The organism is Alteromonas sp. KC3, from assembly GCF_016756315.1.
Lineage (GTDB): Bacteria > Pseudomonadota > Gammaproteobacteria > Enterobacterales > Alteromonadaceae > Alteromonas.
On the sequence record NZ_AP024235.1, the window covers coordinates 448,819 to 473,110 of the forward strand.

Annotated in this window: 23 protein-coding genes and 2 tRNA genes; 15 read left to right on the plus strand and 10 right to left on the minus strand. The window is 45.0% G+C overall.

Annotated elements, in window-relative coordinates; all coding sequences use genetic code 11:
• Positions 1 to 11: 11 nt before the first annotated feature.
• The 3 genes from JN178_RS01940 to trmL all read left to right on the plus strand — a co-directional run bounded on the left by JN178_RS01940 (position 12) and on the right by trmL (position 2,981).
• The gene (locus tag JN178_RS01940; protein ID WP_202263332.1) at positions 12 to 1,376 is read left to right on the plus strand and encodes an ATP-binding protein; all 1,365 of its coding nucleotides are present in this window, start codon (positions 12 to 14) and stop codon (positions 1,374 to 1,376) included.
• A gap of 102 nt (positions 1,377 to 1,478) precedes the next feature.
• Positions 1,479 to 2,447 carry an alpha/beta fold hydrolase gene (locus JN178_RS01945; RefSeq protein WP_202263333.1) on the plus strand — a complete coding sequence of 323 codons (969 nt, stop codon included), beginning with the start codon at positions 1,479 to 1,481 and terminating at the stop codon, positions 2,445 to 2,447.
• 69 nt (positions 2,448 to 2,516) lie between these two features.
• Positions 2,517 to 2,981, plus strand: coding sequence for a tRNA (uridine(34)/cytosine(34)/5-carboxymethylaminomethyluridine(34)-2'-O)-methyltransferase TrmL (trmL, locus tag JN178_RS01950; RefSeq protein ID WP_202263334.1), 465 nt, complete (start codon positions 2,517 to 2,519; stop codon positions 2,979 to 2,981).
• A gap of 88 nt (positions 2,982 to 3,069) precedes the next feature.
• Here the strand turns inward: trmL and gpsA are convergent, their stop codons facing one another.
• The 4 genes from gpsA to JN178_RS01970 all read right to left on the minus strand — a co-directional run bounded on the left by gpsA (position 3,070) and on the right by JN178_RS01970 (position 5,370).
• Positions 3,070 to 4,089, minus strand: coding sequence for an NAD(P)H-dependent glycerol-3-phosphate dehydrogenase (gene gpsA, locus JN178_RS01955; RefSeq protein WP_202263335.1), 1,020 nt, complete (start codon positions 4,087 to 4,089; stop codon positions 3,070 to 3,072).
• Positions 4,090 to 4,099: 10 nt separating this feature from the next.
• Positions 4,100 to 4,609, minus strand: a complete 510-nt coding sequence (gene secB, locus JN178_RS01960) for a protein-export chaperone SecB (RefSeq protein ID WP_159627319.1) — start codon at positions 4,607 to 4,609, stop codon at positions 4,100 to 4,102.
• 62 nt (positions 4,610 to 4,671) lie between these two features.
• The gene (grxC, locus tag JN178_RS01965; RefSeq protein WP_202263336.1) at positions 4,672 to 4,932 is read right to left on the minus strand and encodes a glutaredoxin 3; all 261 of its coding nucleotides are present in this window, start codon (positions 4,930 to 4,932) and stop codon (positions 4,672 to 4,674) included.
• A 12-nt stretch (positions 4,933 to 4,944) separates the two neighbouring features.
• Entirely contained in the window at positions 4,945 to 5,370 is a 426-nt protein-coding gene (locus tag JN178_RS01970) for a rhodanese-like domain-containing protein (protein ID WP_159627317.1), read from the minus strand.
• 285 nt (positions 5,371 to 5,655) lie between these two features.
• Between JN178_RS01970 and JN178_RS01975 the strand changes: the two genes are divergently transcribed.
• The 3 genes from JN178_RS01975 (at position 5,656) to JN178_RS01985 (ending at position 8,433) form a co-directional block, all read left to right on the plus strand.
• Entirely contained in the window at positions 5,656 to 6,765 is a 1,110-nt protein-coding gene (locus JN178_RS01975) for a murein hydrolase activator EnvC family protein (protein WP_413228895.1), read from the plus strand.
• A gap of 274 nt (positions 6,766 to 7,039) precedes the next feature.
• The gene (locus tag JN178_RS01980) at positions 7,040 to 7,825 is read left to right on the plus strand and encodes a divergent polysaccharide deacetylase family protein (protein ID WP_202263337.1); all 786 of its coding nucleotides are present in this window, start codon (positions 7,040 to 7,042) and stop codon (positions 7,823 to 7,825) included.
• 179 nt (positions 7,826 to 8,004) lie between these two features.
• Positions 8,005 to 8,433: a MerC domain-containing protein gene (locus JN178_RS01985; RefSeq protein ID WP_159627314.1), complete on the plus strand. Its 429-nt coding sequence runs from the start codon at positions 8,005 to 8,007 to the stop codon at positions 8,431 to 8,433.
• A gap of 32 nt (positions 8,434 to 8,465) precedes the next feature.
• Here the strand turns inward: JN178_RS01985 and JN178_RS01990 are convergent, their stop codons facing one another.
• The 4 genes from JN178_RS01990 to rsgA form a co-directional block, all read right to left on the minus strand.
• The gene (locus JN178_RS01990) at positions 8,466 to 9,188 is read right to left on the minus strand and encodes a glycerophosphodiester phosphodiesterase (RefSeq protein WP_202263338.1); all 723 of its coding nucleotides are present in this window, start codon (positions 9,186 to 9,188) and stop codon (positions 8,466 to 8,468) included.
• 11 nt (positions 9,189 to 9,199) lie between these two features.
• On the minus strand, positions 9,200 to 10,075 hold the full coding sequence (locus JN178_RS01995) for a DMT family transporter (protein WP_202263339.1): 876 nt from the start codon (positions 10,073 to 10,075) through the stop codon (positions 9,200 to 9,202).
• A 3-nt stretch (positions 10,076 to 10,078) separates the two neighbouring features.
• Positions 10,079 to 11,002, minus strand: a complete 924-nt coding sequence (gene asd / locus JN178_RS02000) for an archaetidylserine decarboxylase (RefSeq protein ID WP_202263340.1) — start codon at positions 11,000 to 11,002, stop codon at positions 10,079 to 10,081.
• A gap of 120 nt (positions 11,003 to 11,122) precedes the next feature.
• Positions 11,123 to 12,166 carry a small ribosomal subunit biogenesis GTPase RsgA gene (rsgA, locus tag JN178_RS02005; protein WP_159627311.1) on the minus strand — a complete coding sequence of 348 codons (1,044 nt, stop codon included), beginning with the start codon at positions 12,164 to 12,166 and terminating at the stop codon, positions 11,123 to 11,125.
• Between the two features lie 85 nt (positions 12,167 to 12,251).
• Here rsgA and orn point away from each other — a divergent pair, with 85 nt between their 5' ends.
• The 9 genes from orn (at position 12,252) to ilvN (ending at position 21,495) form a co-directional block, all read left to right on the plus strand.
• Positions 12,252 to 12,797 (plus strand): oligoribonuclease, encoded by a 546-nt coding sequence (gene orn, locus JN178_RS02010; RefSeq protein WP_159627310.1) that lies wholly within the window; start codon positions 12,252 to 12,254, stop codon positions 12,795 to 12,797.
• Positions 12,798 to 12,898: 101 nt separating this feature from the next.
• A tRNA-Gly gene (locus tag JN178_RS02015) sits at positions 12,899 to 12,974 on the plus strand.
• 56 nt (positions 12,975 to 13,030) lie between these two features.
• Positions 13,031 to 13,106 (plus strand) — tRNA-Gly (locus JN178_RS02020).
• 647 nt (positions 13,107 to 13,753) lie between these two features.
• Positions 13,754 to 16,225: a TonB-dependent receptor gene (locus tag JN178_RS02025; protein ID WP_202265848.1), complete on the plus strand. Its 2,472-nt coding sequence runs from the start codon at positions 13,754 to 13,756 to the stop codon at positions 16,223 to 16,225.
• A 91-nt stretch (positions 16,226 to 16,316) separates the two neighbouring features.
• Complete coding sequence (locus tag JN178_RS02030; protein ID WP_202263341.1) at positions 16,317 to 17,870, plus strand: tetratricopeptide repeat-containing sulfotransferase family protein; 1,554 nt, start codon at positions 16,317 to 16,319, stop codon at positions 17,868 to 17,870.
• 134 nt (positions 17,871 to 18,004) lie between these two features.
• A complete protein-coding gene (locus JN178_RS02035; RefSeq protein ID WP_159627307.1) occupies positions 18,005 to 18,469 on the plus strand; it encodes a hotdog fold domain-containing protein in 465 nt (154 codons plus the stop codon).
• A 199-nt stretch (positions 18,470 to 18,668) separates the two neighbouring features.
• Positions 18,669 to 19,046 carry a DUF413 domain-containing protein gene (maoP, locus tag JN178_RS02040; RefSeq protein WP_201283986.1) on the plus strand — a complete coding sequence of 126 codons (378 nt, stop codon included), beginning with the start codon at positions 18,669 to 18,671 and terminating at the stop codon, positions 19,044 to 19,046.
• 233 nt (positions 19,047 to 19,279) lie between these two features.
• On the plus strand, positions 19,280 to 20,998 hold the full coding sequence (locus tag JN178_RS02045; protein ID WP_159627305.1) for an acetolactate synthase 3 large subunit: 1,719 nt from the start codon (positions 19,280 to 19,282) through the stop codon (positions 20,996 to 20,998).
• A complete protein-coding gene (gene ilvN, locus JN178_RS02050; RefSeq protein WP_202263342.1) occupies positions 20,998 to 21,495 on the plus strand; it encodes an acetolactate synthase small subunit in 498 nt (165 codons plus the stop codon). The genes JN178_RS02045 and ilvN overlap by 1 nt, the downstream gene beginning before the upstream one ends.
• 111 nt (positions 21,496 to 21,606) lie before the next feature.
• On the opposite strand, the gene iadA is transcribed toward ilvN, so the two are convergent.
• Both iadA and yfcC read right to left on the minus strand, forming a co-directional pair.
• On the minus strand, positions 21,607 to 22,773 hold the full coding sequence (gene iadA / locus JN178_RS02055; RefSeq protein WP_202263343.1) for a beta-aspartyl-peptidase: 1,167 nt from the start codon (positions 22,771 to 22,773) through the stop codon (positions 21,607 to 21,609).
• The gene (gene yfcC / locus JN178_RS02060; protein WP_202263344.1) at positions 22,774 to 24,261 is read right to left on the minus strand and encodes a putative basic amino acid antiporter YfcC; all 1,488 of its coding nucleotides are present in this window, start codon (positions 24,259 to 24,261) and stop codon (positions 22,774 to 22,776) included.
• Positions 24,262 to 24,292 lie beyond the last annotated feature (31 nt).

The window sequence follows — 24,292 nt, forward strand, 5'->3', positions numbered from 1 at the left end:
AGGTAGTTATCATGCTTAGCAACGTTCTAAAGAGAGTAAATCCAGCCCGCGCAATTATGGGGCGGCTTTTCTTATGGTTTTGGGTGACGTTTATAGTCACAGCACTTCTTGCCATTTGGGGAAGCAGGGTGTTTTTTGAAGAGCTCGAAGTCGTTGATGTCAAACCTCGTGACGTTGCCGAGCTTAACGCTATATCACAGCGATTAGCACGCCCGCGACTAGCGGATGCATCGTTATTAGAACTACTCAATCGTAGCTCACGGGGATTGCGCGGACGCTTAGCTGCAATCAACATTGCCACAGAGGAACTGACTATTGCTGGTGGGCCGCCGCTTCGCGCAAATGACAAGAGAGATTTGCAGCGCTTGGTTAGTCAATCCTCTCCCATTGCGATTAAACGCGGGGCAATCAAACTCGTTGGCCCAGTCTTCTTTGAGCGAAACGGCGAAAGATATGCACTGTTCTCAGCTAAATTCGATATGCCAGAAAGAAAAGCACCACCAGTGCTGTTATTTCTTATTATCGCGCTTGTCACAACCACCGTACTGAGTTGGCTATTTGCTCGAACATTGACTAATCCAATCTTACATATTCAAGGCTCAGTAAAAAAACTCGCAGGGGGTGATTGGCATACGCGGGTTGACAAGGCCGCTAACCGACAAGACGAGCTAGGGCAACTTGCCCGCGACTTTAATACCATGGCAGAACAGCTGGAATCGATGTGGGGGGCGCAAAAGCGTCTTCTCGCCGATGTGTCGCATGAATTGCGCTCGCCACTCGCGCGACTTCAAATGGCTTTGGGATTAGCACATCAGCAAAACGTAGATCCTGAAACGCTGAAGCGTGTGGAGCGTGAGGCTGACAGAATGGAAGCGCTGATTGGGCAACTACTCGCGTTGAGCCGTGCCGAGGCCGGAGAAGTGTCGCTTCAAACGATGCCGCTTAGTCTTGCCCTAAATGACGTGTTTACCGATGCGAATTTTGAGGCAGCAAATTCTAATAAGCAGCTGCTCATACAAGCGATTCCTGAGTATACCGTGTGTGTGGATAGCATGATGTTATGCAGAGCGGTTGAAAATGTTCTGCGTAATGCAATTCGCCATAGTCACTATCTGACCGAAGTATCCTTTAATGCCGATGCAACACATTGGTTTATTCACATAACCGATGATGGCGATGGTTTGTCAAAAGAGGAATGCGAACGCATATTTGCACCATTTTACAGAGCCTCTTTAGCCCGAGAGCGGGAGTCTGGTGGCGTTGGATTAGGTTTATCCATTGCAAAAGCGGCGGTTGAGTTGCATCATGGAAGGATAACGGCCGCACCCGCGAATAAAGGTGGTCTTCACGTTACACTTGCCTTTAAAAAGCAATAGTAAAGAGACAGTAAGGTTAGACTACTGATGTAGTAATGCTACTTGAATCTGACGCGGGGCGGTGAGTAAACACTCTTCATTTTGGTAAAAGTAGGTGCCTGTATGAACTGGACGTTCACATCTGAACACAACTTAGCAACGACATTTGCCACGCAAATAAATCCTTTCTGGCGAGATAATGTAACCGAAGGCGCATTTACCGGCAAAGATGACATTAATGTTCGCTACGCGTACTGTGTTCCAGAGTCGCCAAAGTCCACCATAGTGATTAGCTCTGGGCGTATAGAGTCGTACCTAAAGTACAAAGAGTTTATCTACGACCTTTACCAAAATGGGTTTGCCGTTTTTATTCTTGATCATCGGGGGCAAGGTCTTTCTGGCCGAATGACCCATGATCCTCAGCATGGTTATGTGGCCAGTTTTGATGACTATGTCGATGACTTAATAACGTTTGTCGATACTATCGTAAAGCCGCTACAACAGGGTGATTTACAGTTAGTATGTCACTCGATGGGGGGGGCAATCGGTGCATTGACACTTATTCGGATGCCTAACCTCTTTACAAGAGCGGTATTAGCTTCACCGATGTTTGGCATCAAACCAGCGCTCCCTAATTGGCTTGCAAACGGGCTAATTCGAACTGGGTTAGCCGTAAACCGAATGAAGAAGCGAGACTCGGGCTACTTCTTCGGTCAAACACCTTATATTGCATTTCCCTATTCACTGAATAAGCTTACCCACAGTAAAACGCGATATAGCTTATTTAGAGAGCTCTACGACGAAGAACAAGAAATTCAGCTTGGCGGCGTGACGACTGAATGGTTAAAAGCGGCGCATGAGGCGATGAATACCATAGAGAGCAGTGCGCGAGCCATTACAACGCCAACCCTATTATTAAGTGCTGATGGCGACAGCATTATCGACAATAAACGACAACGCCGTGTAGCCCAACAAATGCCAAACACAACACTAGAAATCATACCGCGCGCTTATCACGAACTCTTTACTGAATCTGATGACATCAGAGAGCGTACACTTGCCCGCGTACTAGATTTCTTATCTGCTAATTAGGTCATGTTGCTATAGCGCATAGTATTGTACTATGCGCCCACTTTTTTCACTTAGTCGGTTTCATTAAGCATGTTAGATATCGTCCTTTATCAGCCAGAAATTCCACCTAATACCGGAAATATCATTCGTTTGTGTGCCAATAGCGGTTTTACTCTGCACCTAATTGAACCACTTGGTTTTGATTGGGATGATAAGCGCGTTCGTCGCGCTGGCCTTGATTATCATGAGTTTGCGCATGTTAAACGACATGCTGATTTAGATGCATACCTTGAAGATGCTAAGCCTAACAGAGTATTTGCTTGCACAACCAAGGGCAAAGCCTTTCACAGTGACGTGCAATACAAAAAAGGTGATGCGTTATTATTCGGACCAGAAACCCGTGGTTTACCCAATGAGGTTATCGAAGCCTTACCGCCAGAGCAGCGTGTGCGTATTCCAATGCTGCCAGATAGTCGCAGTATGAACTTATCTAACGCGGTGTCAGTGTTTGTGTATGAAAGTTGGCGCCAATTTGGTTACGAAGGGGCACGCTAGTTGCCCTAGTTTCCATTTTAGCTGCTATCGTTGCTAATACAGTTACTCATAAAAAAGGCTGCACATGCAGCCTTTTTTAAATTGTGAATCACGCTTCTTGTTTCAAGTCTCTTCCGAGCAAGGCTAATGCTGCCTCTTTAGGTGATTTGCCATGATAAAGCACCGCATAAATTTGCTCGCAAATAGGCATTTCAACGCCAACCTTTTCAGATAACACATGAACCTCTTCGGTGTTGCGATATCCTTCTACCACTTGGCCAATTTCTTCAATGGCAACCTCAACACTTTTACCTTGGCCTAGCGCCAAACCAAAACGTCGATTTCGCGACTGGTTGTCGGTACAGGTGAGCACCAAATCGCCCAGTCCGGCCATACCCATAAACGTTTCAGGGTTGGCTCCAAGCTTTACACCAAGACGCGTTAACTCTGCCAATCCGCGAGTGATTAACGCAGTTCTAGCGTTCGCGCCGAATCCTAGGCCATCAGCAAGGCCCGCACCTATAGCAATAACGTTTTTAACCGCCCCGCCTAGTTGAACGCCTGTAAAGTCTGAGTTTTTATACACTCTAAATGACTTTGCACAATGCAACTTTGCGGCAAACTCATCACTTAATGTGTCGTCAGTGGAGGACAACGATATTGCCGTGGGTAATCCAGCCACCATTTCTTTAGCAAAAGTGGGCCCAGATAACACTGCAAGAGGATAGTGTGTGCCAAGTATTTCTTCTGCCACATCGCGCAGTAAACGACCGGTTTTAGGCTCAAGACCTTTTGTCGCCCAGATGATGCGTTGATGTGGTTGTAAAAGTGGCTTTAAGCTGTGCAACATGGCGCTAAACGCATGGCTGGGCACGACCACCAAGATGTCTTGGCTGGCTGACATTACGTCTTCTAAATTGGCATTAACAGAAAGTGCTTCAGGAAAGGATGCACCTGGCAAGTATCGCGAATTTTCGCGACGTTCAGCCATTTCAGCAATATGCTTTTCGTCCCGCCCCCATAAAAGAGTGGGGTTACCGTTTCGCGCTAAACAAAAAGCAAGGGCGGTACCGTAAGATCCCGCCCCCAATACTGAAACCGAATTCGACTTCATGTTCACGTGTTTCATGTTCACCTAATTAGGCGTCCATTTTTGGCGCTTCGCCCTGTGCTTGCTGAGCGCGTTTTTGCATGTAAGCTGCGAAGATTGCGTCGAAGTTTACTGGCGCTAGGTTAAGTGGAGGGAAAGTACCACGGTTAACCAGATTTGAAATAGTTTCACGAGCGTAAGGGAACAGCATGTTCGGGCAGAAAGAGCCTAGCGTGTGTGCTTTCGCTTGATCTGGCATTTCACCAATAGCGAAAATACCTGCTTGCTGAACTTCACAAAGGAACGCGGTTTCTTCACCTAGTGACGCCGTTACTGTTACAGAAAGCACTACTTCAAACACGTTCTCTTCTAGCTTATTGGTGCTAGTGTCGATATCAAGTTTAATTTCTGGCTTCCACTCTTTAGTGAAAATAGCCGGTGCATTTGGCGATTCAAAAGAAATGTCTTTTGTGTAGATGCGTTGAATGTTGAACTGCGGTCCTTGTTGAGGTTGTGCTGCAGCTGCTTCGCCGTTGTTTGTCTGATTCTCGTCAGCCATGGTATTTCCTATTTAATTGTCGTTTTAATTTAATGTAGTGCGTTGCTGTATGCGCTGACGCTTTACGCAAGACCCAACATTGGGTCAAGTTTACTTTGCGCTTCAAGGGCCATCATGTCATCACAGCCACCAACGTGCTGATCGTCGATGAAAATTTGTGGCACTGTCCAACCGCCGTTCGCGCGCTCAATCATTTCGTCACGAAGTTCTGGTTTAACATCAATGGGGTATTCAATAAATTCTACACCTTTTTGCGTTAATAGCGCTTTTGCACGATGGCAATAAGGGCAATGCCCTTTGGTGTATAGTTCTACTTTGCTCATAAAGGTTACCTGTTATTTAGAAACGGGAAGGCTGGCGCTTTGCCATGCGTTCATACCGCCTTTCAATACATTCACATTCGCGAAGCCCTCTTTTAGCATCGCATTTGCTGTACCACGAGCCTGATTACCCATAGCGCATACTACGATAATGGGTTTATCTTTACTGTTTTCAAGTTTCTTGAAATTTTTCTCACGCACTTCTTCTGGTTTTAGCTGCCTAGCACCGAGTATGTGTCCGGCCTTAAACTCTTTCGCTGGACGCGTATCTAACACAATGGCGTCGTCTTTGTTCATAAGAAGTGTTGCTTCGTGAGTACTTAACTCTTTAACCGATGATGTCCAAGCACTGATATAGCTAAATATCAGCATGGCAATCAGTGCAACCCAAATACCAGCAAGCACAATATTGTTGCCAGCAAATTCAATTAGTTGATCCATTACCTCTAACCCTGTCTACAGACCATGAAAAGAGAGCAAAGTATATAGAAAAATGGGCGAGAAACCAGTCTACTCTGGCTTACATTGAGCACACTTGCAGTGAATAAGCTTAGATGATTGATATTACAACCAAATTGCACTGGGCAACTGTCTTACCCTCAGATACACTGACTCTAGTAATTGCAAATTTCAGATAATAGCGGTTTACGCTAGGGATCATTAAGGCTAATGACGTTTTTTCGAATAAAGCTTCCACTTTTAACGGCGCTAGGTGTTATTGCGCTGATGCTAGTAAGTGGTAGTGTTGTCGCGCAAGACGAGGACCCGTCGGCGCAGCGAGAAAAATTGGCCGAGCTTCAAGCTGAACTACGCGCAAGACAACAAGTTCTGGAAAATAGCAAGGCCAGCGCGCAAGAGCTTGAAGATGTACTAAAAGCGTCAGAGTTAGAGATTGCTAAAGTGGCTAAGGCGCTTGCGCTTACCAAACAGTCCCTAAACGATGTTGAACAAGAACAGTCACAGTTGCAAGCGGAACAAAGCGAGCTAAAAACGGCCATTCGAAAGCAGCAGTCTCTGCTTTCTAGTCAGTTAAAGAGCGCGTTCATGGCAGGGCACTACGACTATGCCAAAATGTTATTCTACCAAGATGATGCGAGAACCTTTGAGCGTGTTATTACCTACTATCAGTACGTAGCAAAAGCTCGCCAGAAAGAGATTGAAAGTTTTCGAGGAAATGTTGCACGCCTTGAAGAGGTGAATGAAGCGCTCGAAGAAAAAGCATTAGCATTAGTAAATTTACAAAAAGATCAGGAAAACCAGCGTGCCGTATTGATTACGCGTCAAGACGACAGAAAGACAACGCTGAAGAAAATTAATCAAACTATCGCCAGCGAAAATCAAAAGATAGCATCGTTACAAGCCGACGAAAAAGCGCTGAAAGATGCCATAGAAGCTGCAAGACTTGCCGCAGAGCGCGCCGCGCGAGAAGCGAAGATTTCGTTAGATGGCTTAGCGAAGCTCAAAGGAAAATTGAAAGCGCCGGTTGATGGACGTATCCGCAATTTGTTCGGTAACCGTCGCCAAGGCCAAGTGCGTTGGAAAGGCATCATTATCGATGGCGCTGAAGGCGACCCGGTTAATAGTATTGCACCGGGCAAGGTACTTTATGCCGACTGGTTGCGCGGTTTTGGTTTAGTTTCAATTATCGATCACGGCGATGGTTATATGAGCGTATATGGCCACAACCAAGCACTTCTCAAACAGGTGGGTGACGAAGTGCGAAGCGGCGAGCGTATTGCGCTGGTCGGGCGAAGCGGTGGGCAAGAATACCCCAATCTTTATTTTGAGATTCGTCACAAAGGTAAAGCATTAAATCCACGCACTTGGTTTAATTAGCGCGCACTGCGCCGCCAGCCGTGTATGCAAACATAACGCTTATCGCCTGTGGGGCTCATTTGATACCTGATTATTATTCTCAATAAGTTGAATCTGGCCGAGTAATTGGTATTCTCTAGTAAGGTGACTTAACAAATAACATTGCCATGCGCTAAGGCAAGTTGTTAAGTACAAACAGAAGTGGTGGCTATACGTGTCATTAAGGGCGTATCAGCGAAGGTGTTCGGCCAACTGTTTGATATAAAAATAACGATAAATAAATGGATAATTGTAGATGCGTTTGCGTCTTATAATAACAAGTCTGCTGTGTGTGCTAAGCGGGCTACTTTGCCACGCAGCAACGGCAAAGTCTGACATCATCATTATATTAGACGACCTTGGTTACAGGCCGTCCGACGTCGCTGCTTTCTCTCTTCCTAAAGAAATTACTTTTTCGATATTGCCTCAAACACCACTGGCCAGTGATATCGCCAAACGCGCAGAGCAAGAAGGACGCGCGGTTATGTTACACATGCCCATGCAGTCGCAAAAGGATCTCAATATGGGGCCGCTAGGTCTATCGACTGACATGTATGCTGGTGCGATAACACATACCTTGCGCCGAGCAATAAAAAGTGTGCCTAACGCCATTGGCGTAAACAATCATATGGGCAGCGCATTTACCGGCCAAGAAGAGGCAATGGAAACATTGATGAAAGAGATAAAGCGACAAGGTCTCTTTTTTGTCGATAGTCGCACGACGGTGTTAACCAAAGGCGAGCAAGTCGCTTCACGTCTTGGTGTACCAAGCGTCAGTCGCCAGGTATTTCTTGATCACGAACTCAGTGACGAATTTCTACTACGGCAATTCAATCGCATGAAGCGGATTGCCAAGAAAAAAGGGCAAGTGGTGGTGATTGGTCACCCCCATCCACAAACTATTGCATTTCTGCAAAAACATTTACCTGCACTTGAAAGTGAAGGTTTCAACCTCATTTCTGTTGCCGATTACTTCGCACCATCACAGGCATTAGCCGCAACTGGGTTACCGGATTTATCGGCGTCTGCACCTAATGAGTGAGCTTAGTGCTTGTAATTACGGGTTATATCATGGATGTGGTGTGAGACTGAGCTTATTAACGCTAACCGTTTAGTCTATTTTCTTCTCGCTCAGATCAAAATTTAATGTACGATTATTTTTCATTTTGCTGAGTTTGTTATATTATAACGTCTCTGGCGCAATATTCGGTATACGAGTTAATGAATCCAATTGAAGAGAATCCAACAAAACTAGACAAACTTGGCATCTGGGTGTCGAGCTTGTGTGCGTTGCATTGTCTTGCATTACCTGTGCTAATACCGTTACTACCACTTATCGGTTCCAGCTTTTTTGCGCAAGTGTGGTTCGAACGTACCATTTTAACGTTTTCAATTCTTGTCGGTGCAGTTGCGTTGTTAAGCGGTGCATTGCGTTATCACGGTAAATTTTATCCGCTAGGGCTGCTATTTAGTGGCGGCGCAATCTATTGGTTTAAAGATATTTTTGGCCATGAGTATGAACCCTTTACCATTGCCATTGGTGCAATGCTGATTGTGGCTGGGCATTGGGTGAATATGCGCCTTTGCCGTCAATGTAAATGCTGTAAAAACACCGTTTTTACTGAACACCTCTCAACAGAGTTTAAGTAGACAATGTCCCAATCAACGGGGTAATGCGCTGATTACTCTTCGTTAGATTCTCGGTTCTCGCTGTTGGCTTTTAATATTTGTCTGGCTATATCAGGCACATTCGTAAAAATACCTGTTACTCCCCATTTTGCTAACATGAGCATGTCTTTAGGTTCATCAACGGTATAAACGTACACGTTAAACCCTGCATTAAGAACAGTTTCAACAAACGACTTATCAACGGCATCTAACGCAATATTGACAGAGTAGGCATTTAGCGCGCGAGCACTGGCTGTGCAATCTAGTTCATAACTTGCCGACAGCGCGCCAATTTTAACCTCAGGCCACAGCACTTTGATTGCTTTTAGCCAGTGGTGATTAAATGATGATACCAGTAGATTGCTCACATTGACGTTGCTGGCATTCACCGCTTTTTTTACATCTTCAACCCAGCGTTTTACATCAACCAAGTGCTTTATTTCGATGTTGCACCACTTTGTTGGTGGCACCGTGTTAAGGGTGTCAATAAGAGTAGGTATGCGCTCTCCCTCACCAATATCCAAAGTAGACAATTCGCTGAAGGGAGTCTCAAGTAAGTAGCCCTTAACGTTTGCCCTGCGCACAAGGGTTCTATCGTGAAATACGATAATCCCGCTATCGTGCTGATAAACGTCAAACTCTATACCATCAGCGGCTTGCTCAAAGGCAAGTTTAAACGCTTTTAGCGAGTTCTCGGGTGCTTGTTTACTGGCACCGCGGTGAGCATAAATACGCATAGTCTACCGCCTTAGTCTGAGGCATTATTATGGAGTTTGTGCGTGTTAAGCGTTTCATATACCGACGCTGAAGTAATTAACACACCGCCCACTAACGCACTGATTGTGGGAGTTTCATCAAGTAACAGAATAGCTAAAAACACGCCATACAAAGGTTGCATGCAGGCGATAAGCGAAAAGGTTTTTGCGCGCAAATGGCGAAGGCTCGCCGCAATTAATGCATGAGGTAGTGCAGTAAAAACGGTACCTAAAAGTAACAGCATTAACCAAGCATCGGTGGAAGCGTTAGTAATACTTTCGCTACCAAAGGGAAGCAAGATAAGTGCGATCACAAGGGTCTGCCACGCCATCGCTTGCGCGCCGCTGTAGTGTTTAAAATGCTTGCGATGTATGAGATTTCGAAATGAGTACAACACGGCAGATGCAATACCGATAAGCACCCCAAGGGTAACGTCATTTTCCAAAGACGTTTCCGGCACAATTAAATACACACCGAAAATAACGGTTAGTGTTGAGACTATGTCTTGCCAAACAAGGCGTACACGCTCAAAAAACGGCTCAATCAGCACGGTAATAACAGGAAAGGTAAATAGCGCTATCATGCCCACAGATACGCCTGCATATTGCATGGCGGCAAAGTAGGTGACCCAATGAAGCGCCATTAATACGCCTAATCCCACTGCTACGGTGTAGTCTTTCTTGGAATTAAGCGTAATTTTGTTTCTGGCAAGTTTAAGAAAAGCAAACAACGCAATGCAAGCAAATACAGAGCGTACGAGCGTGATGTCGGCTGCACTTAATGGCACAAGCTTTGAGAAAAGCGCCGTGCCACCAAGTAAAATCACCGTTAAGTGAAGCGATATAAGGCTTTTTTTAACAGCATCCATAAATTAGCTGTTAGCGTCCTCTGCCGAGTCTTCTTTTGACAGAGCGTCTGCCTCAGTATCATCAGAACCATTGCGCATATTTGCCATTGGGACACCCAGTCTCGTCACCATGCCAGGCGCCATGTCTTCAAACTCAATCATGTCTTTTTCAAAGCACACAACAATGGTTGAGCCAAGCTTGAAACGTCCAAGTTCCGCGCCCTTCTCAAGTTTAACTGCCGCTTCACTGTCTTTTTCGTAAGACCAATGCTGCACGTTTTTGCCTGCTGGCGGCGTAACCGTTCCAGACCAGACGGTTTCAATACTTGCAACAATGGTGGCACCAACAAGTACCATGGCCATTTTACCCACTGGCGTATCGAAAAGTGCAACCACACGCTCGTTACGTGCGAAAAGGCCCGGAATGTTTTGTGCTGTTAGCGGATTTACTGAAAACAGTTCGCCTGGCACATAAATCATATCGGTAAGCGTGCCTTCAATCGGCATGTGAATACGGTGGTAATCGCGTGGGGCAAGGTAGATGGTTGCGAACTTACCGTTTTTAAACGGCGCTGCAATTTCAGGCTTGCCGCCTAATAAAGTAGTCAGGCTGAAATCATGACCTTTTGCCTGAAAAATACTGTCGCTGTTAATGTCACCAAACTGGCTTACCGTGCCATCTACAGCATGAATAAGCACATTGTCATTGTCATCAATACTACGCGCATCTGGTTTTAAAGGGCGCGTAAAAAATGCATTAAAGCTGCGGTAATGCGTAGGGTCTTCGTACAGCGCTTCGGTCATATCGACGTTGTACTGTTTAATAAACGTCTTAATAAAAAAGGTGGTAACGCTGCCCATTTCAGCTTCAGCAAGCTTGCCAACAAGACGCGACAGCAAATGCTTTGGGGTGACGTACTGTAAATTAACTTTAAGCCAATCTAACACAAAATATCTCCATTTCTTTTACCCGTGCAATTGTACCTCAACTGAAGAAGCTTCGGGCAACTTTAACATTATGGATATGACAAATTAGCTATAAGCAGCATGTGTTTAGCAAAGAACGCGCTACGCGCCAGGTGGTTGGCTATGGCTAGGGCGTTGCTCTTCCATTGTTGTAAGAATTCTATGGTAGCTTTCAAATCGCTCGGCGCTGATTTTACCTTCTTCAACAGCTTCTCTTAGCAAACAGCCAGGGTCGTTAAGGTGCTTACAGTCTCTGAACTTACAGCCGCCAAGATAATCCCTAAACTCTTTGAAACCCCAAGTAATACGCTCGGTAGGAATATGCCACAGGCCAAATTCGCGCACCCCTGGTGAGTCGATTAAATCGCCGCCCGCCGGAAGGTGCAATAGTTTTGCGGCTGTTGTGGTGTGTTGGCCAAGGCCCGAGTTATCAGAAATTTCCCCGGTTAATTCATCAGCGTCAGGTAGCACTTGGTTAATTAAGCTAGATTTTCCTACGCCCGATTGACCAACAAAAACACTGATGTTGTCGTTAAGATAATCGTTTAACGCATCAATGCCTTCGCCCGTTTTACAGCTAGTGAAGAGCACTTCATAGCCTAACGCTTCATACGTTTTTAGTTGGCCCTTAACGGTTTCCCGTTCATCGTCACTTAAAAGCTCCACTTTGTTTAAGACAATAAGTGGGGTAATACCAATATCTTCACAAGCTACTAGGTAACGGTCGATAATATTTAAAGACAATGAAGGAAGTATGGCGCTTACAACAATAATGCGGTCAATATTGGCAGCAATAGGCTTAATGCCGTCGTAGTAGTCTGGGCGAGTCAGCACAGAATGTCTGTCTTTTACAATTTCGATAACGCCACTTACGCCAGACTCCGCATCATCGCCTTTACTAAAAAGAACCTTGTCACCACATACTACAGAGTCAACAGTACGACGAATATGGCAGCGAGATATAACGCCTTGGGCGTCTTCAACGTCAGCATGTTTACCAAAGCGGCCTGTAACCGTGCCACTTTCAAGTGCGCTTTCGTCAAGGTTTACCGCACCTTTCGATGCGTGTTTCTCACGCAAGCGCTTGCTTCTATTTGCCGCAACTTGGCGTTTTTGTCGTTGTGTAAGTTTTGGTTTTTTCGCCACGATTCTTTTCTAGTTCACGTATACTATGTCAATAATACCGTTTGTAGGGCATGGTTGCCATGTCTGTAGCGCAAAGAGGAACATAATGAGTAAACACGATAGCAATCTAGTGTGGATTGACATGGAAATGACCGGGCTTGACCCAGAAACTTGTGTAGTGATGGAAATAGCCACCATAGTGACTGATGCACAGCTGAATATTTTAGCCGAAGGCCCTGTAATTGCGGTGCATCAACCGGACAGTGTATTAGACAATATGGATGAATGGTGCACACGAGTACACGGAGAAAGTGGGTTAACTGACCGCTGTAGAGCAAGCACCGTTAATGAGGCGCAGGCCGCTCAACAGACCATCGCATTTTTGGAGCAATGGGTTGATGCCGGTAAATCACCGCTTTGTGGTAATACAATAGGGCAAGACCGACGCTTTATGGTGAAATACATGCCAGAGCTTGAGGAATACTTTCATTACCGCAGCATCGACGTAAGTACAATTAAAGAACTCACAAAGCGCTGGAAACCAGAAATTCTAGATGGATTTAAAAAGAAAGGCGTGCATTTGGCGCTTGATGATATTCGCGAGTCTATTGAAGAAATGCGCTATTATCGTGAGAAAGTGTTTACGATTTAAGCATTCAAACATCGAGGTGCAAAAAAAGTGGAATTAAAGGTTGCGTTAGTCAAAAATTTTTGTAAAATGCGCACCACTTCAAACGAAGTACCTCTTTTGTTGCGGGAATAGCTCAGTTGGTAGAGCACGACCTTGCCAAGGTCGGGGTCGCGAGTTCGAATCTCGTTTCCCGCTCCAAATTTAAATCTGATGTCTAATCAGATTATCAAAAAGATGCAAAGCATCGACTCTATGCGGGAATAGCTCAGTTGGTAGAGCACGACCTTGCCAAGGTCGGGGTCGCGAGTTCGAATCTCGTTTCCCGCTCCAAATTTTTAAACACCGTCATAATAATAAGCTAACACAGTTGTATCTATGCGACCCCTCGAAGTGCCCGCGACCGAGTGTCGGCCAGTTGCGAACCTAGTTTCCCGCTCCAAATTTTCAAACACCTAAGATAAGCAAAATAATATAGTTGTATCCATGCGATCTCTTCATGCGCTTGTGTGAGTGGTGATCTTCTGCTTCTTGCTTCTGTGGCTATTCACCAAAATGAATAAAATGCGACTATTTATTCATTTTGCAATGCGCTTTTTTGGTGCGTTATTTCTATATCTGAACTACTCTTTTCTCTAGGCCTTTTTCATTGCGTGCTATGGTGGTGTTTTATCATGGTGCAATAATACGGATATTCTTCCTTAATGCACCTAAATTGGGAATAATTTCACTAATATTGAATAATTACCCTGTTTTGGGTGGTTTTTATATGCATTTGTATTAGAATGCGCGGCAATTTCCGGCATGCTTTCTGCTGAGCATACTTGTGGTATGTTGATTAAATAATAATAACATCAGCGTCTCGCTGGGCCGGACATCAACCTCACAACGCTTGAAACGCAATTTACAGAAGGATTCTGTTTCTCCAATGGAATGGTAATTGGTGGTTCATGAGTATCATCAATATAGAGAGAGAAAAAATGTATAAGAAAAGTGCTCCTTTTCATTTTTCTGCTATCGCTGGTGCCGTGCTTGCGGCTTGCGCTGGCCCGAACGTGTATGCACAAACTGTTGAAATAGACGAAAAGCAAATTGAAACCGTTGAAGTTACTGCAACGCGTCGAAGCGGCACACTACAAGAAGTGCCTATCAATATTTCAGCATTAACCTCTGACGTACTCGATCAACAAAACATCGAAGATCTAGACGCCGTTGCGCGTTGGGTACCTGGTCTTACGGTTACAGACCAAGGTGGACGTAACGACTCGCCAATTATTGTTAGAGGCCTTAACACTAACTCTTCTGGTCCAGGTTCAAATGGTGGAACAGTTGCAACGTACTTTGGCGATATCCCACTGTTTTTGAATATGCGCCTTATTGACGTAGATCGCGTCGAAGTACTTATTGGTCCTCAGGGCACGCTTTATGGTGCCGGTACACTTGGTGGCGCAATTCGCTATATCCCCAAAAATGTTGACCTAGAATTTATGTCAGGTGAAGTGACTGGCGACCTATTTAGCGTAGGTGAAAGCGACGAAGCTGGCGGCGAGAGCAGCATTGTCTTTAACGCGCCTATTATTGAAGGCGAGTTAGGTGTTCGTGCGTCGGTGAATTACTTTAGTAACCCCGGTTTCTTGGACTACAACTATGTAGTGAGAGAAGCGGGCGTATCATTGCCTGACCCAGACTGGTCTGATGAAGACGCTGTTAACAACAATTTGAAACGTGTTGAAGATGCAAATGGTGAAGACACGCTTACTGGTCGTATTGCTCTTCGCTGGGCACCGAATGACTGGTTCGATGGTACTTTAACTTATTTCTATCAAAAACAAGAAGTTGAAGGCCGTTCAATTACGCACTATGACGCGTTGTCGTCAGAGAACCCGTTAAGCGAAGTAATCGGTAAGTATGAGTCTGCTTATCGTTATGAAGAGCCACGCGACAAAGAAGATGAGTTGCTAAGCTTAGAGATGAAAGCCGATCTAGGTTTTGCTGAGTTAGTATCAGCAACCGGTCTTTCTAACTTCGAAGCCAACGGTCAGCGCGATCAAACCGACCTACTTATTCGTTTAGATTATAGCTACGAAGAATTTCCAGCTTTTTCAGCCTATACAGAAGAAGTATCAGAGCGCGAAGTATTTACTCAAGAGCTACGTTTAGTTTCTCAAACCGCAGGTCCACTGTCGTGGATTGTGGGAGGCTTCTACTATGATCTAGAGAGTGAAGGCTTCAGTAAGGAATTTACGCCAAACTTTGATAAGTATGCCATTGAAGTGTGGGGAGTTGATGGAAACTATCGTCCTGATGCGGTCGAATATTTTTCTGTAGATGAATCTGAAGTTACAGAGAAAGCCTTATTCGGTGAAGTGTCGTATGAAATTACCGATGATTGGGATGTTACGCTAGGTTTGCGTGCTTATGAATACGACGTGTACTCGCGCTCAGCAGTCGATTTACCACTGTACAATTCAGTCTTTGAAGGCAGAGCCTCTGACTCTATCGTACTTGACTATGGTGAGACAGAAGCAAACGACAGTGGCACGCTCTTCAAATTCAACACTAGCTATCAATTCACTAACAGTACCATGGGTTACCTAACAGTAAGTGAAGGTTTCAGAATTGGTGGTGCCAACGGTGTTGCTGCTTGCCCAGATAATGTCGATGAATTAAATAACCAAATTGTATGTGCCCTTGAAGAAGAGCAATTGTACGAAGCGGATACAACCAAAAACTACGAGTTAGGTGTGAAAACCAGTTTCTTTAGAAACAAATTACAACTTAACACTGCGTTGTTTTTCGTAGACTGGCAAGACCCACAAGTGTCGGGTGCTACCATTAATGGCCAGCAGCCAATTACTGTAAACGCAGAAGGTGCGGAGTCTAAAGGCGCCGAGTTCTCGATGCGCGCTATTATTGGTGACAATATTACGACGTATGCTACTTATGCTTATACCAAAGCTGAACTAACGGCAGATGCACCTTACTTGTTTGGTGTGTTTGATGAGCAGGGCACTGCACTTCAAGATTACTACGACGGTAAAGATGGCGATCGCTTACCGGGTACAGCTGAACACCAGTTCTCTTTCGGTGTAACCTATAGCCAAGAAGTGTTCGACGATAAAATGTTGAATGTTAACTACGGTATTACTGCTCAGAGCGACGTGTATACCACGGTAGGTCTGCGTCAAGATGGCGAAGCATTACCGGGTTATGCAGTAAGTAACCTAAACGCCACTATTTCAGATGAAGAGTGGTCGGTAACCTTGTACATCGACAACCTATTCGACAAGTATGCGTTTACTTCAACTCGCCGTAACGTAGGCGATATAGGTTTAGGCCAATTTAGCGAAACGCTTCAACCGAACGGTATTGAGCTTCAGCGTAATTACGGCCACTATGTGTTGACCCCGCGTACTATAGGCTTGATGTTTAAGTATCAATTCGGTCTGTAGTATAGTGAGTTAAACAAGCTATACGCATAATAAAGGCGCTTATGCTTCTGGTATAAGTGCCTTTTTACTATAAAAGCAAAAATTTAACGCTATGAACTCAACGCATCCCCGTCTTGACGACGCCGCCAAATATCTTTCTCAACGTGATTATCAGCGTGCCCATCAGTGCTGTGTCGACGTTATACAGCAAAGTGGTCCACATGCTCATGCTTACTTTTTGTTAGGTATCATTCATGTCGAAATCGGACAAGTTGAAAAAGCCATAGCGCTATTTAATAAATCAAACAGCATAGAGAAACGAGCAATAACCTACGCCTATCTAGCCAAGTGCTATGCGTTAAAAGGTGATATGCGTCAAGCGCTACAATGTGTCGAGAATGCCCCTGTTGATGCGTTATCTCGAGCCCTTGATTTAGACACTGTAGGTGTGTCGCTATCTCGTGTGGGTTTACACGACAAAGCCGCCAATTATTTCGAAAAAGCCCTTGAGTTGGCACCTGATAACGCGCAGTTCAATTATAACTTTGCAGTAAGCGCGAAATTTGCGGGCCATTTTAATGTTGCAAGAAAACACTTTGAGCGTGCGATTACGCTCGCGCCAGATTTTTACCAAGCGCATTTTGCACTCTCTGATTTAGGTGGGGTAAATAAAGAAAGTAACCATTTAGCGCGATTGAATGGTCTTGCCGAAAAGGTTAAAGATAACGCTGAAGGGAGACTTCATATTGGCCACGCGCTGGCAAAAGAGTTTGAAGCAATCAAAGACTATGATAACGCCTATAAGGCACTTGCCCATGCTAAAGTGCCACACCGTCAACGAAGTTTAAGCGCATTAAAAGATTACAGGTCTATATTTGCCCAGTTGCATCAATACCTTGATACAACCACTGCCTCTAGCAATGAAAGTAGCGACGCTCCTATTTTCGTAGTGGGTATGCCAAGAAGTGGCACCACATTGGTCGAACGAATCTTAAGTCACCATTCCAAGGTGGCTTCTGGTGGCGAGTTACAAGATTTTGGTGTCGCAGTAAAGCAGGTTACTGGGACGAACAGTCAACGCGTACTCGATACTCCAACTATTGTAAGTGCTTATGAGAGTGACTTAGGTGCGATCGGCAAAACCTATATCGAGCGAACACAATTTTTAAGGCAAGGCAGTGAGCACTTGGTAGACAAGTTGCCCTTTAATTTCTTTTATATTGACCTTATTCGACGTGCATTACCCAATGCGAAGATCATCTGTTTAATGCGAAACCCAATGGATACTTGCGTGGGGAATTTCAGACAACTGTTTTCTATAAATAGCCCGTATTACGCCTATGCGTATGACTTAGATGTAATCGGACAACTCTATCTTGAGTTTAAGCACTGGGTTTCAACTTTTGAGCAGCGATATCCAGACAGCATTCGCTTGCAGACTTACGAAGACCTAGCGCATAACCCTCAGGTAGAGGTGAAAGCGTTGTTAGACTTCTGCAACCTGCCTTGGGAAGAACAGTGTCTCGAGGTAGAAAATAACAATCTGCCCGTTTCTACCGCCAGTAAAGTACAAGTAAGGGAGCCTATTAATACCCGTTCTATTGGCCGGTGGAAACATTACCAAGAACATACGGCATCATTACAAACAGTACTGGGCATCAAGTAGCACCTAATTACGCTGTATAAACGTAACAAATATGTTAATGTAGCAGTCAACTGGTCTAACCAGATTGGCTGCGCTGCAAGTCACAGTGCACTCGCTAACCTTTTTGAGACTTTTATTAAGTCAGCGTGATAACTATGTCAAAAAACTATGTACTCAATACCTACAACAAATTTATTAAGCTGCCTTTTGGCAAAAAGCTGTTTAGTTGGTATTCCGCGCGCCGTGCGCCGTATTTTGGAACCGTATCGCCAATCATTACCGATATTAAGCCCAACTTTTGTGAAGTACACATTAAAAAACGTAGAGCAGTAGAAAATCATATTGGTACTGTTCATGTTATAGCGATATGTAACGGTCTAGAAATGGCGATGGGGTTTATGTGTGAAGCGTCAATTCCTAAGCATTTACGTTGGATCCCGAAAGGAATGGAAGTGAAGTATCCCGCTAAAGCTGATTCTGATATTCGTTGCGTCGCTGAAGTACCGGATGATGCTTGGAAGCCAGGTGATCTCCCTATTTCAGTTAAAGCATACAATGCATCGGGTACTGTGGTAGTTGAAGGCACCATAACCGTATGGGTGAGCGAAAAGCGTAAGTAATCAAAAATGAAAAAAGAAGGCCGCTTAAGCGGCCTTTTTATTGAGGACAAATACGTCGGTTTTATTAAGTTTTTACGATGGTGGCTTTTCTGTTTGACAGTTTTTCAAAACACAACTAAGAATAACGAGTGAAGCGATTAAGGCGCTAGATCAGAAGTCTATTTCATTACATTACATATTCGTTGTGGAAGAGGTTAAGATGTCAGTGATCACCAAAGAACAAGTTACAAGAAAGCCCTTTGCAGACAAAAAGAATTATCCTTACGGGTTTGCACGCTCTGGAGACTTTTCGATAAACGAAGCAAAGATGTTGCAAACCCATGGCAGTTTATTTGCCGCACTCGTTGACGGAAAAATAACGCCAGAGACTGATGAGGAGCAACAGTACTTGGAGTCAGCCCTTGGTCATCGCGAGCCAGCAACGCCCCAAGAAAAAGCATGGCTTAAGTATCAAGCGCGCATCAATCGCCCTAAAACAGCCAGTATTTATGGTTCAAAACGAGCGGCAGCAGAAGATGTTGACGATGACGACGATATAAGCGATAACAGTGACCTAGATATCGATCTTGACGATTAACCACCCTTACACCAAGTACATCTTCTCCTTGTTGTTAACTTGGTGTAAATAATTATCCTAATATTTGTCAAATTTACATTTAAGTCGAAATATTTATCCTAATTATTGCGAATATTGGGATATATATCTCACTTTTGCGTAATTTAGTGTTTTATCTTCCTATTACCTTAGTTATAGTCGGGGCATCGTCAACGTACGCTGACAAACCCCAACCCATTACAGGAGAAAGCACTGTGAAAATGATGTCGGGCGCAGCCATGGTGGTAGAAGCGCTAAAAGATGTAGGAGTGACACACTTGTTCGGTTACCCAGGTGGTGCCGTACTAGACATTTATGATGCGTTGTTCGCACAAGAAGATGTCAAACATGTCCTCGTGCGTCATGAACAGGCAGCCGCCCATATGGCGGATGGTTATGCACGTTCAACTGGCAAAACAGGCACAGTGCTCGTCACATCAGGTCCAGGCGCGACCAATACCATTACCGGTATTGCAACTGCATATATGGACTCTATTCCGATGGTTATTCTATCGGGACAAGTGCCGTCAATGCACATCGGTGAAGATGCATTCCAAGAAACTGACATGGTGGGGTGTTCGCGTCCTATCGTAAAACACAGTTTCTTAGTAAAGCGTGCTGTGGATATTCCTGAAGCAATTGCCAAGGCATACTACATAGCAAATACCGGTCGCCCGGGCCCAGTTGTTGTTGATTTACCAAAAGACATTGTAAACGTGGCTGAGGAACATCCTTATGTCTTCCCAAGCGACGTGACTATGCGTTCATACAACCCAACCGAAAAGGGCCACCCCAAGCAAATTAAGAAAGCGGTTGAGTCGTTACTTAAAGCAGAGCGCCCAGTACTTTACGTGGGTGGTGGTGCGGTAGCGTGCGACGCGTCTGAAAAAGTGATTGAATTGGCTGAGAAGTTAAATGCTCCCGTAACCTGTACCCTTATGGGGCTAGGAGCAATGCCAGGCACGCACAAACAGTTTATTGGTATGTTGGGTATGCACGGTACGCTTGAAGCCAACAAAACCATGCACAATTCAGACTGCATTATTGCATTGGGCGCGCGATTTGACGATCGTGTGACGAACAATGTCGACAAGTTCTGCCCGCACGCTGATATTATTCACGTTGATATAGACCCAGCGTCTATTTCGAAAACCGTAAACGCGCACATTCCCGTGGTGGGGTCGGTAGATAAAGTACTTGATCAAATTCTCGGTCAAGTAAACAAGAAAGACTTGTCTGGTCAGAAAGACAAATTAGCCGACTGGTGGCAGCAGATTGAAACATGGCGCACACGTCAGTGCTTGAACTACCATCAGGGTGAAGAAGTAATCAAACCGCAGCGCGTTATCGAAGCTTTGTACAAGCACACCGATGGTAAAGCGTACGTCAGTTCTGATGTAGGTCAGCACCAAATGTTTGCTGCCCTTTATTATAAATATGACAAGCCTCGCCAGTGGATTAACTCAGGTGGTCTAGGCACGATGGGCTTTGGTTTGCCCGCTGCAATGGGTGTTCAGTTTGCGCACCCTAATTCAACGTCAGTGGTAGTAACAGGCGACGGCAGTATTCAAATGAATATTCAAGAACTGTCTACCTGTTTGCAGTACAACCTACCCATTAAGATTATTTCGTTGAACAACCGTGCTTTGGGCATGGTGCGTCAATGGCAAGATATGATTTACAAGGGCCGTCACTCACATTCTTATATGGATTCAATGCCTGATTTTGTGAAGTTGGCAGAGGCTTATGGTCATATAGGTATTAAAGTCGATAAACTCGACGAGTTAGATGCGGCTATGGAGAAATGTTTCAGTTACACAGATCGCCTAGTGTTCATGGACATTGCAGTAGACCAAAACGAACACGTATATCCAATGCAAATTAAGTACGGCGCAATGGATGACATGCGCTTGAGCAAGACGGAGCGAACCTGATGAAACGTATTATTTCAGTATTAATGGAAAACGCCCCTGGCGCACTTTCACGAATTGTAGGTGTATTTTCGCAGCGCGGTTACAACGTCGACTCGCTTTGTGTGGCGCCAACGGATGATGCGAGTTTGTCGCGTCTTACCATCATTACACATGGTGATGATAAAGTTATTGAGCAGATCACGAAGCAAGTGAACAAGCTTATTGATGTGCTTAAGGTGGTAGATTTAACTGAAGGTGCACACATTGAGCGCGAGCTAATGCTTATTAAAGTAGCGACGCGTACAGAGGCGGTACGCGCTGAAGTGAAAAGAAACGCTGATATCTTCCGCGCACGCATTGTTGATGTGAACGCTAATAACTACACCATTGAAATTACAGGTACGACTGACAAGTTAGATGCCTTTGCAACCACAATGGGGCAATGTGCAGAAATCATCGAATCATCTCGTACTGGTGTATGTGGTTTGGCCCGTGGTGATAGAGCGCTTCGTCCTTAAGCGCAAATCCGTAATAACAAAAAAGGGCGTTTACGCCCTTTTTGCTTTTTTAGAGAATGCCTGGCTCCTCGCTAAGCGTTCTCCTGTTTCAGTTAGCGCTTCCAATTACAATTATTCAAACGTGCCTTTTACAATGGCCTTACCCTGGGCCACAACGTGCTTGCCTTTCGCAATAACATGAACAATGTCTAAAGTTGTCTTGTTGCATAGCACGATGTCTGCATCGCTATTTGGCTCTAGTTTACCTTTTTGGTGAAGTTTCAGCATACGCGCAGGTGTTGTACTGACCACTTGAATGGCGTTTTCAAGAGAAACGTTTTGTTCCAAAACGAGCGCTTTGAACGCGTCGAATAAACTCCCGACTTTACCAACTTCCAAGCCCACTAACATGCCATTATCATCAAAGACAGGCAAACTCGCGTTACCATCTGAGCTCATACTTAAATGCCGTGCAGTAACGCCGTTTGTTAGGCAATACGCTATGGCATCAGCAGCTGGAATTTCGCCTTCTTCAATAAACTGTTCATTGGTGCTTGTGGTCATATCAATAACACCGCCACTGCGCGCCCAGGCAATACCGGCCTCTAGCAAACCTTGATTTCTGTTGATGTGAGTGGGATAAAACTGGCTTGCGGGTATGTCGGTATTGGTAATCACATCGTGCAAAACTGAAAGTTGACGTTTCCCATCACCGGTATGGATATAAACAATACCCGCCTTACCTGAAATCATACCGCCAGTGCGCGCCTGCGCCGCTACTTCGGCCAATGCCTGCGCCGTAGGTTCGGCAGCTCTGTGATCGGCAATCGCCACTTCACCTACACCAATCATGGCATCAATAAGCACTATATCGTCGGTAACACTACCAGTAATCGTACGGGCAGGTAAGTGATACGAGCCGGTGTAACAATACGCACTAATCCCCTCAATATTCAGTCCTTTTGCTTTAGCAACAAGGTCAGGCAAAGTGCGAGTGGTGGCATCGGTGCCTAATGCACCAATCACCGTTGTTACACCATGTAATGTTGCTTCAGTTAACGACATTTGCGGGGTACGGGTATGAAAACCTCCCTCACCGCCACCACCAGAGATATGGACCAAGCTATCCACTAAGCCAGGGAGCGCAATAAGATTCCTCCCATCAATAACGTTTACAAGCGAAGAGGTAAGCGAGATGTCAGGTGCAATATGGGCAATCACATTGTTGGCGATAAGAATATCAACACGTCCTTGTGGAGAAGGCGCATAACATTCTACATTTTGAATTAGCGTGAGCATTTAAGAGAAACCTATTAGAACGGCGGTGATAACAGTGAGTGACGCGAGCAAAAAAAGGCATGCGCAAAATTTAGCGATGAATTTTACCCATGTTGTCCAGCTAACACCAGCTACGCCTAAGCAGCCAATAAGCGAAGCTGAGGTAGGAATAATAAGATTGGTTAAGCCATCGCCCAATTGAAATGCCAGTACAGCAACTTGACGGGTCACGCCAACTAAGTCGGATAACGGTGCCATAAGCGGCATAGTAATGGCGGCTTGACCTGAGCCTGAAGCAATGAAGAAGTTAAAGATACTTTGAAATACCAGCATTAACCAAGCACTCATGACCGACCCTGTATGCGCCAGCGTGCTACCAGTATGATGCAGCAAGGTGTTGAGCACCGAAGGCGTGGTGACATCGTCGCCACCTAACACCAGCACAATCCCTTTTGCCATACCCACAATTAACGCCGCTGGCAGTAATGATTGGGCACCACTTACAAAGGCGGCACTAATATCGTTCATTCGCATACGACCGCCAAACCATGCAATAGCGCCCACAATAATGCCCATACAGAAAAATTGTGAAGCAATTTGTGGAATGTAATAAGCGTGTACAATAACCCCCCACATGACCCAAATAATGCAGGCAAAAAACGCAACAAGGATGATCTTGTCTACTGTACCAAATGATGTTTTCGCATCATCAGGCTCTACAGCGTTTTCATTCGGTATGCTGTTAGAGCGTGGGTGTTCACTTGCGAGTTTATTTGTATTTACTACTTTTAGTTGCTTCGCGTAGCGCAGGGTGAAAAATAGCCCAACTACAGTAAATATCGCCCACGTTGCAATGCGAAATCCTTGCCCCGACATTAAAGGTACGTCAGCGATGCCTTGTGCAATGGCGACAGAGAATGGATTCATCCAACTGGTAGCAAAACCTATCTGGGTAGCGACATAGGTAACGAGTACGGCCATAATGCCGTTGTAGCCCATTGCGGTCATTAAAGGTACCAGAACGATACAAAAGGCAATGGCTTCCTCACCCATACCAAACACTGCGCCGCCTAATGAGAACAATAAAAATAGTGCCGGTAGCAGTAAATTGTCGGCGTGCTGATAACGGTTTATCAGTGCCATTATTCCGTTATTAATAGCCCCTGTTTGCATAACAATGCCAAAGGCGCCACCAACAATAAGAATAAAGGCAATAACGCCTACTGCTGCACCCCACTTGTCGCCTGACACCATACCATCAAAGGCATAGTTAGCGATCCCCGTTGTATTGCCAGAACCGTCAAACAACACAAATCCGTGATGTGTCTCACTATAAGTAAAACTATCGGCATCTAATACCGTTTTTACGTCGCCAGAGGATGTGACAATGTCTTTTGTATCAAATGAACCTGCAGGTACAAGCCAAGAAACAAGACCTGCAATCAGAATAACAAAAAACAAGATGACAAATGCGTCTGGCATACGCGATGTTGAAGGTGAATGTTGCAACCTTACCTCCGAGAATGAAAGGGGGCGTTAC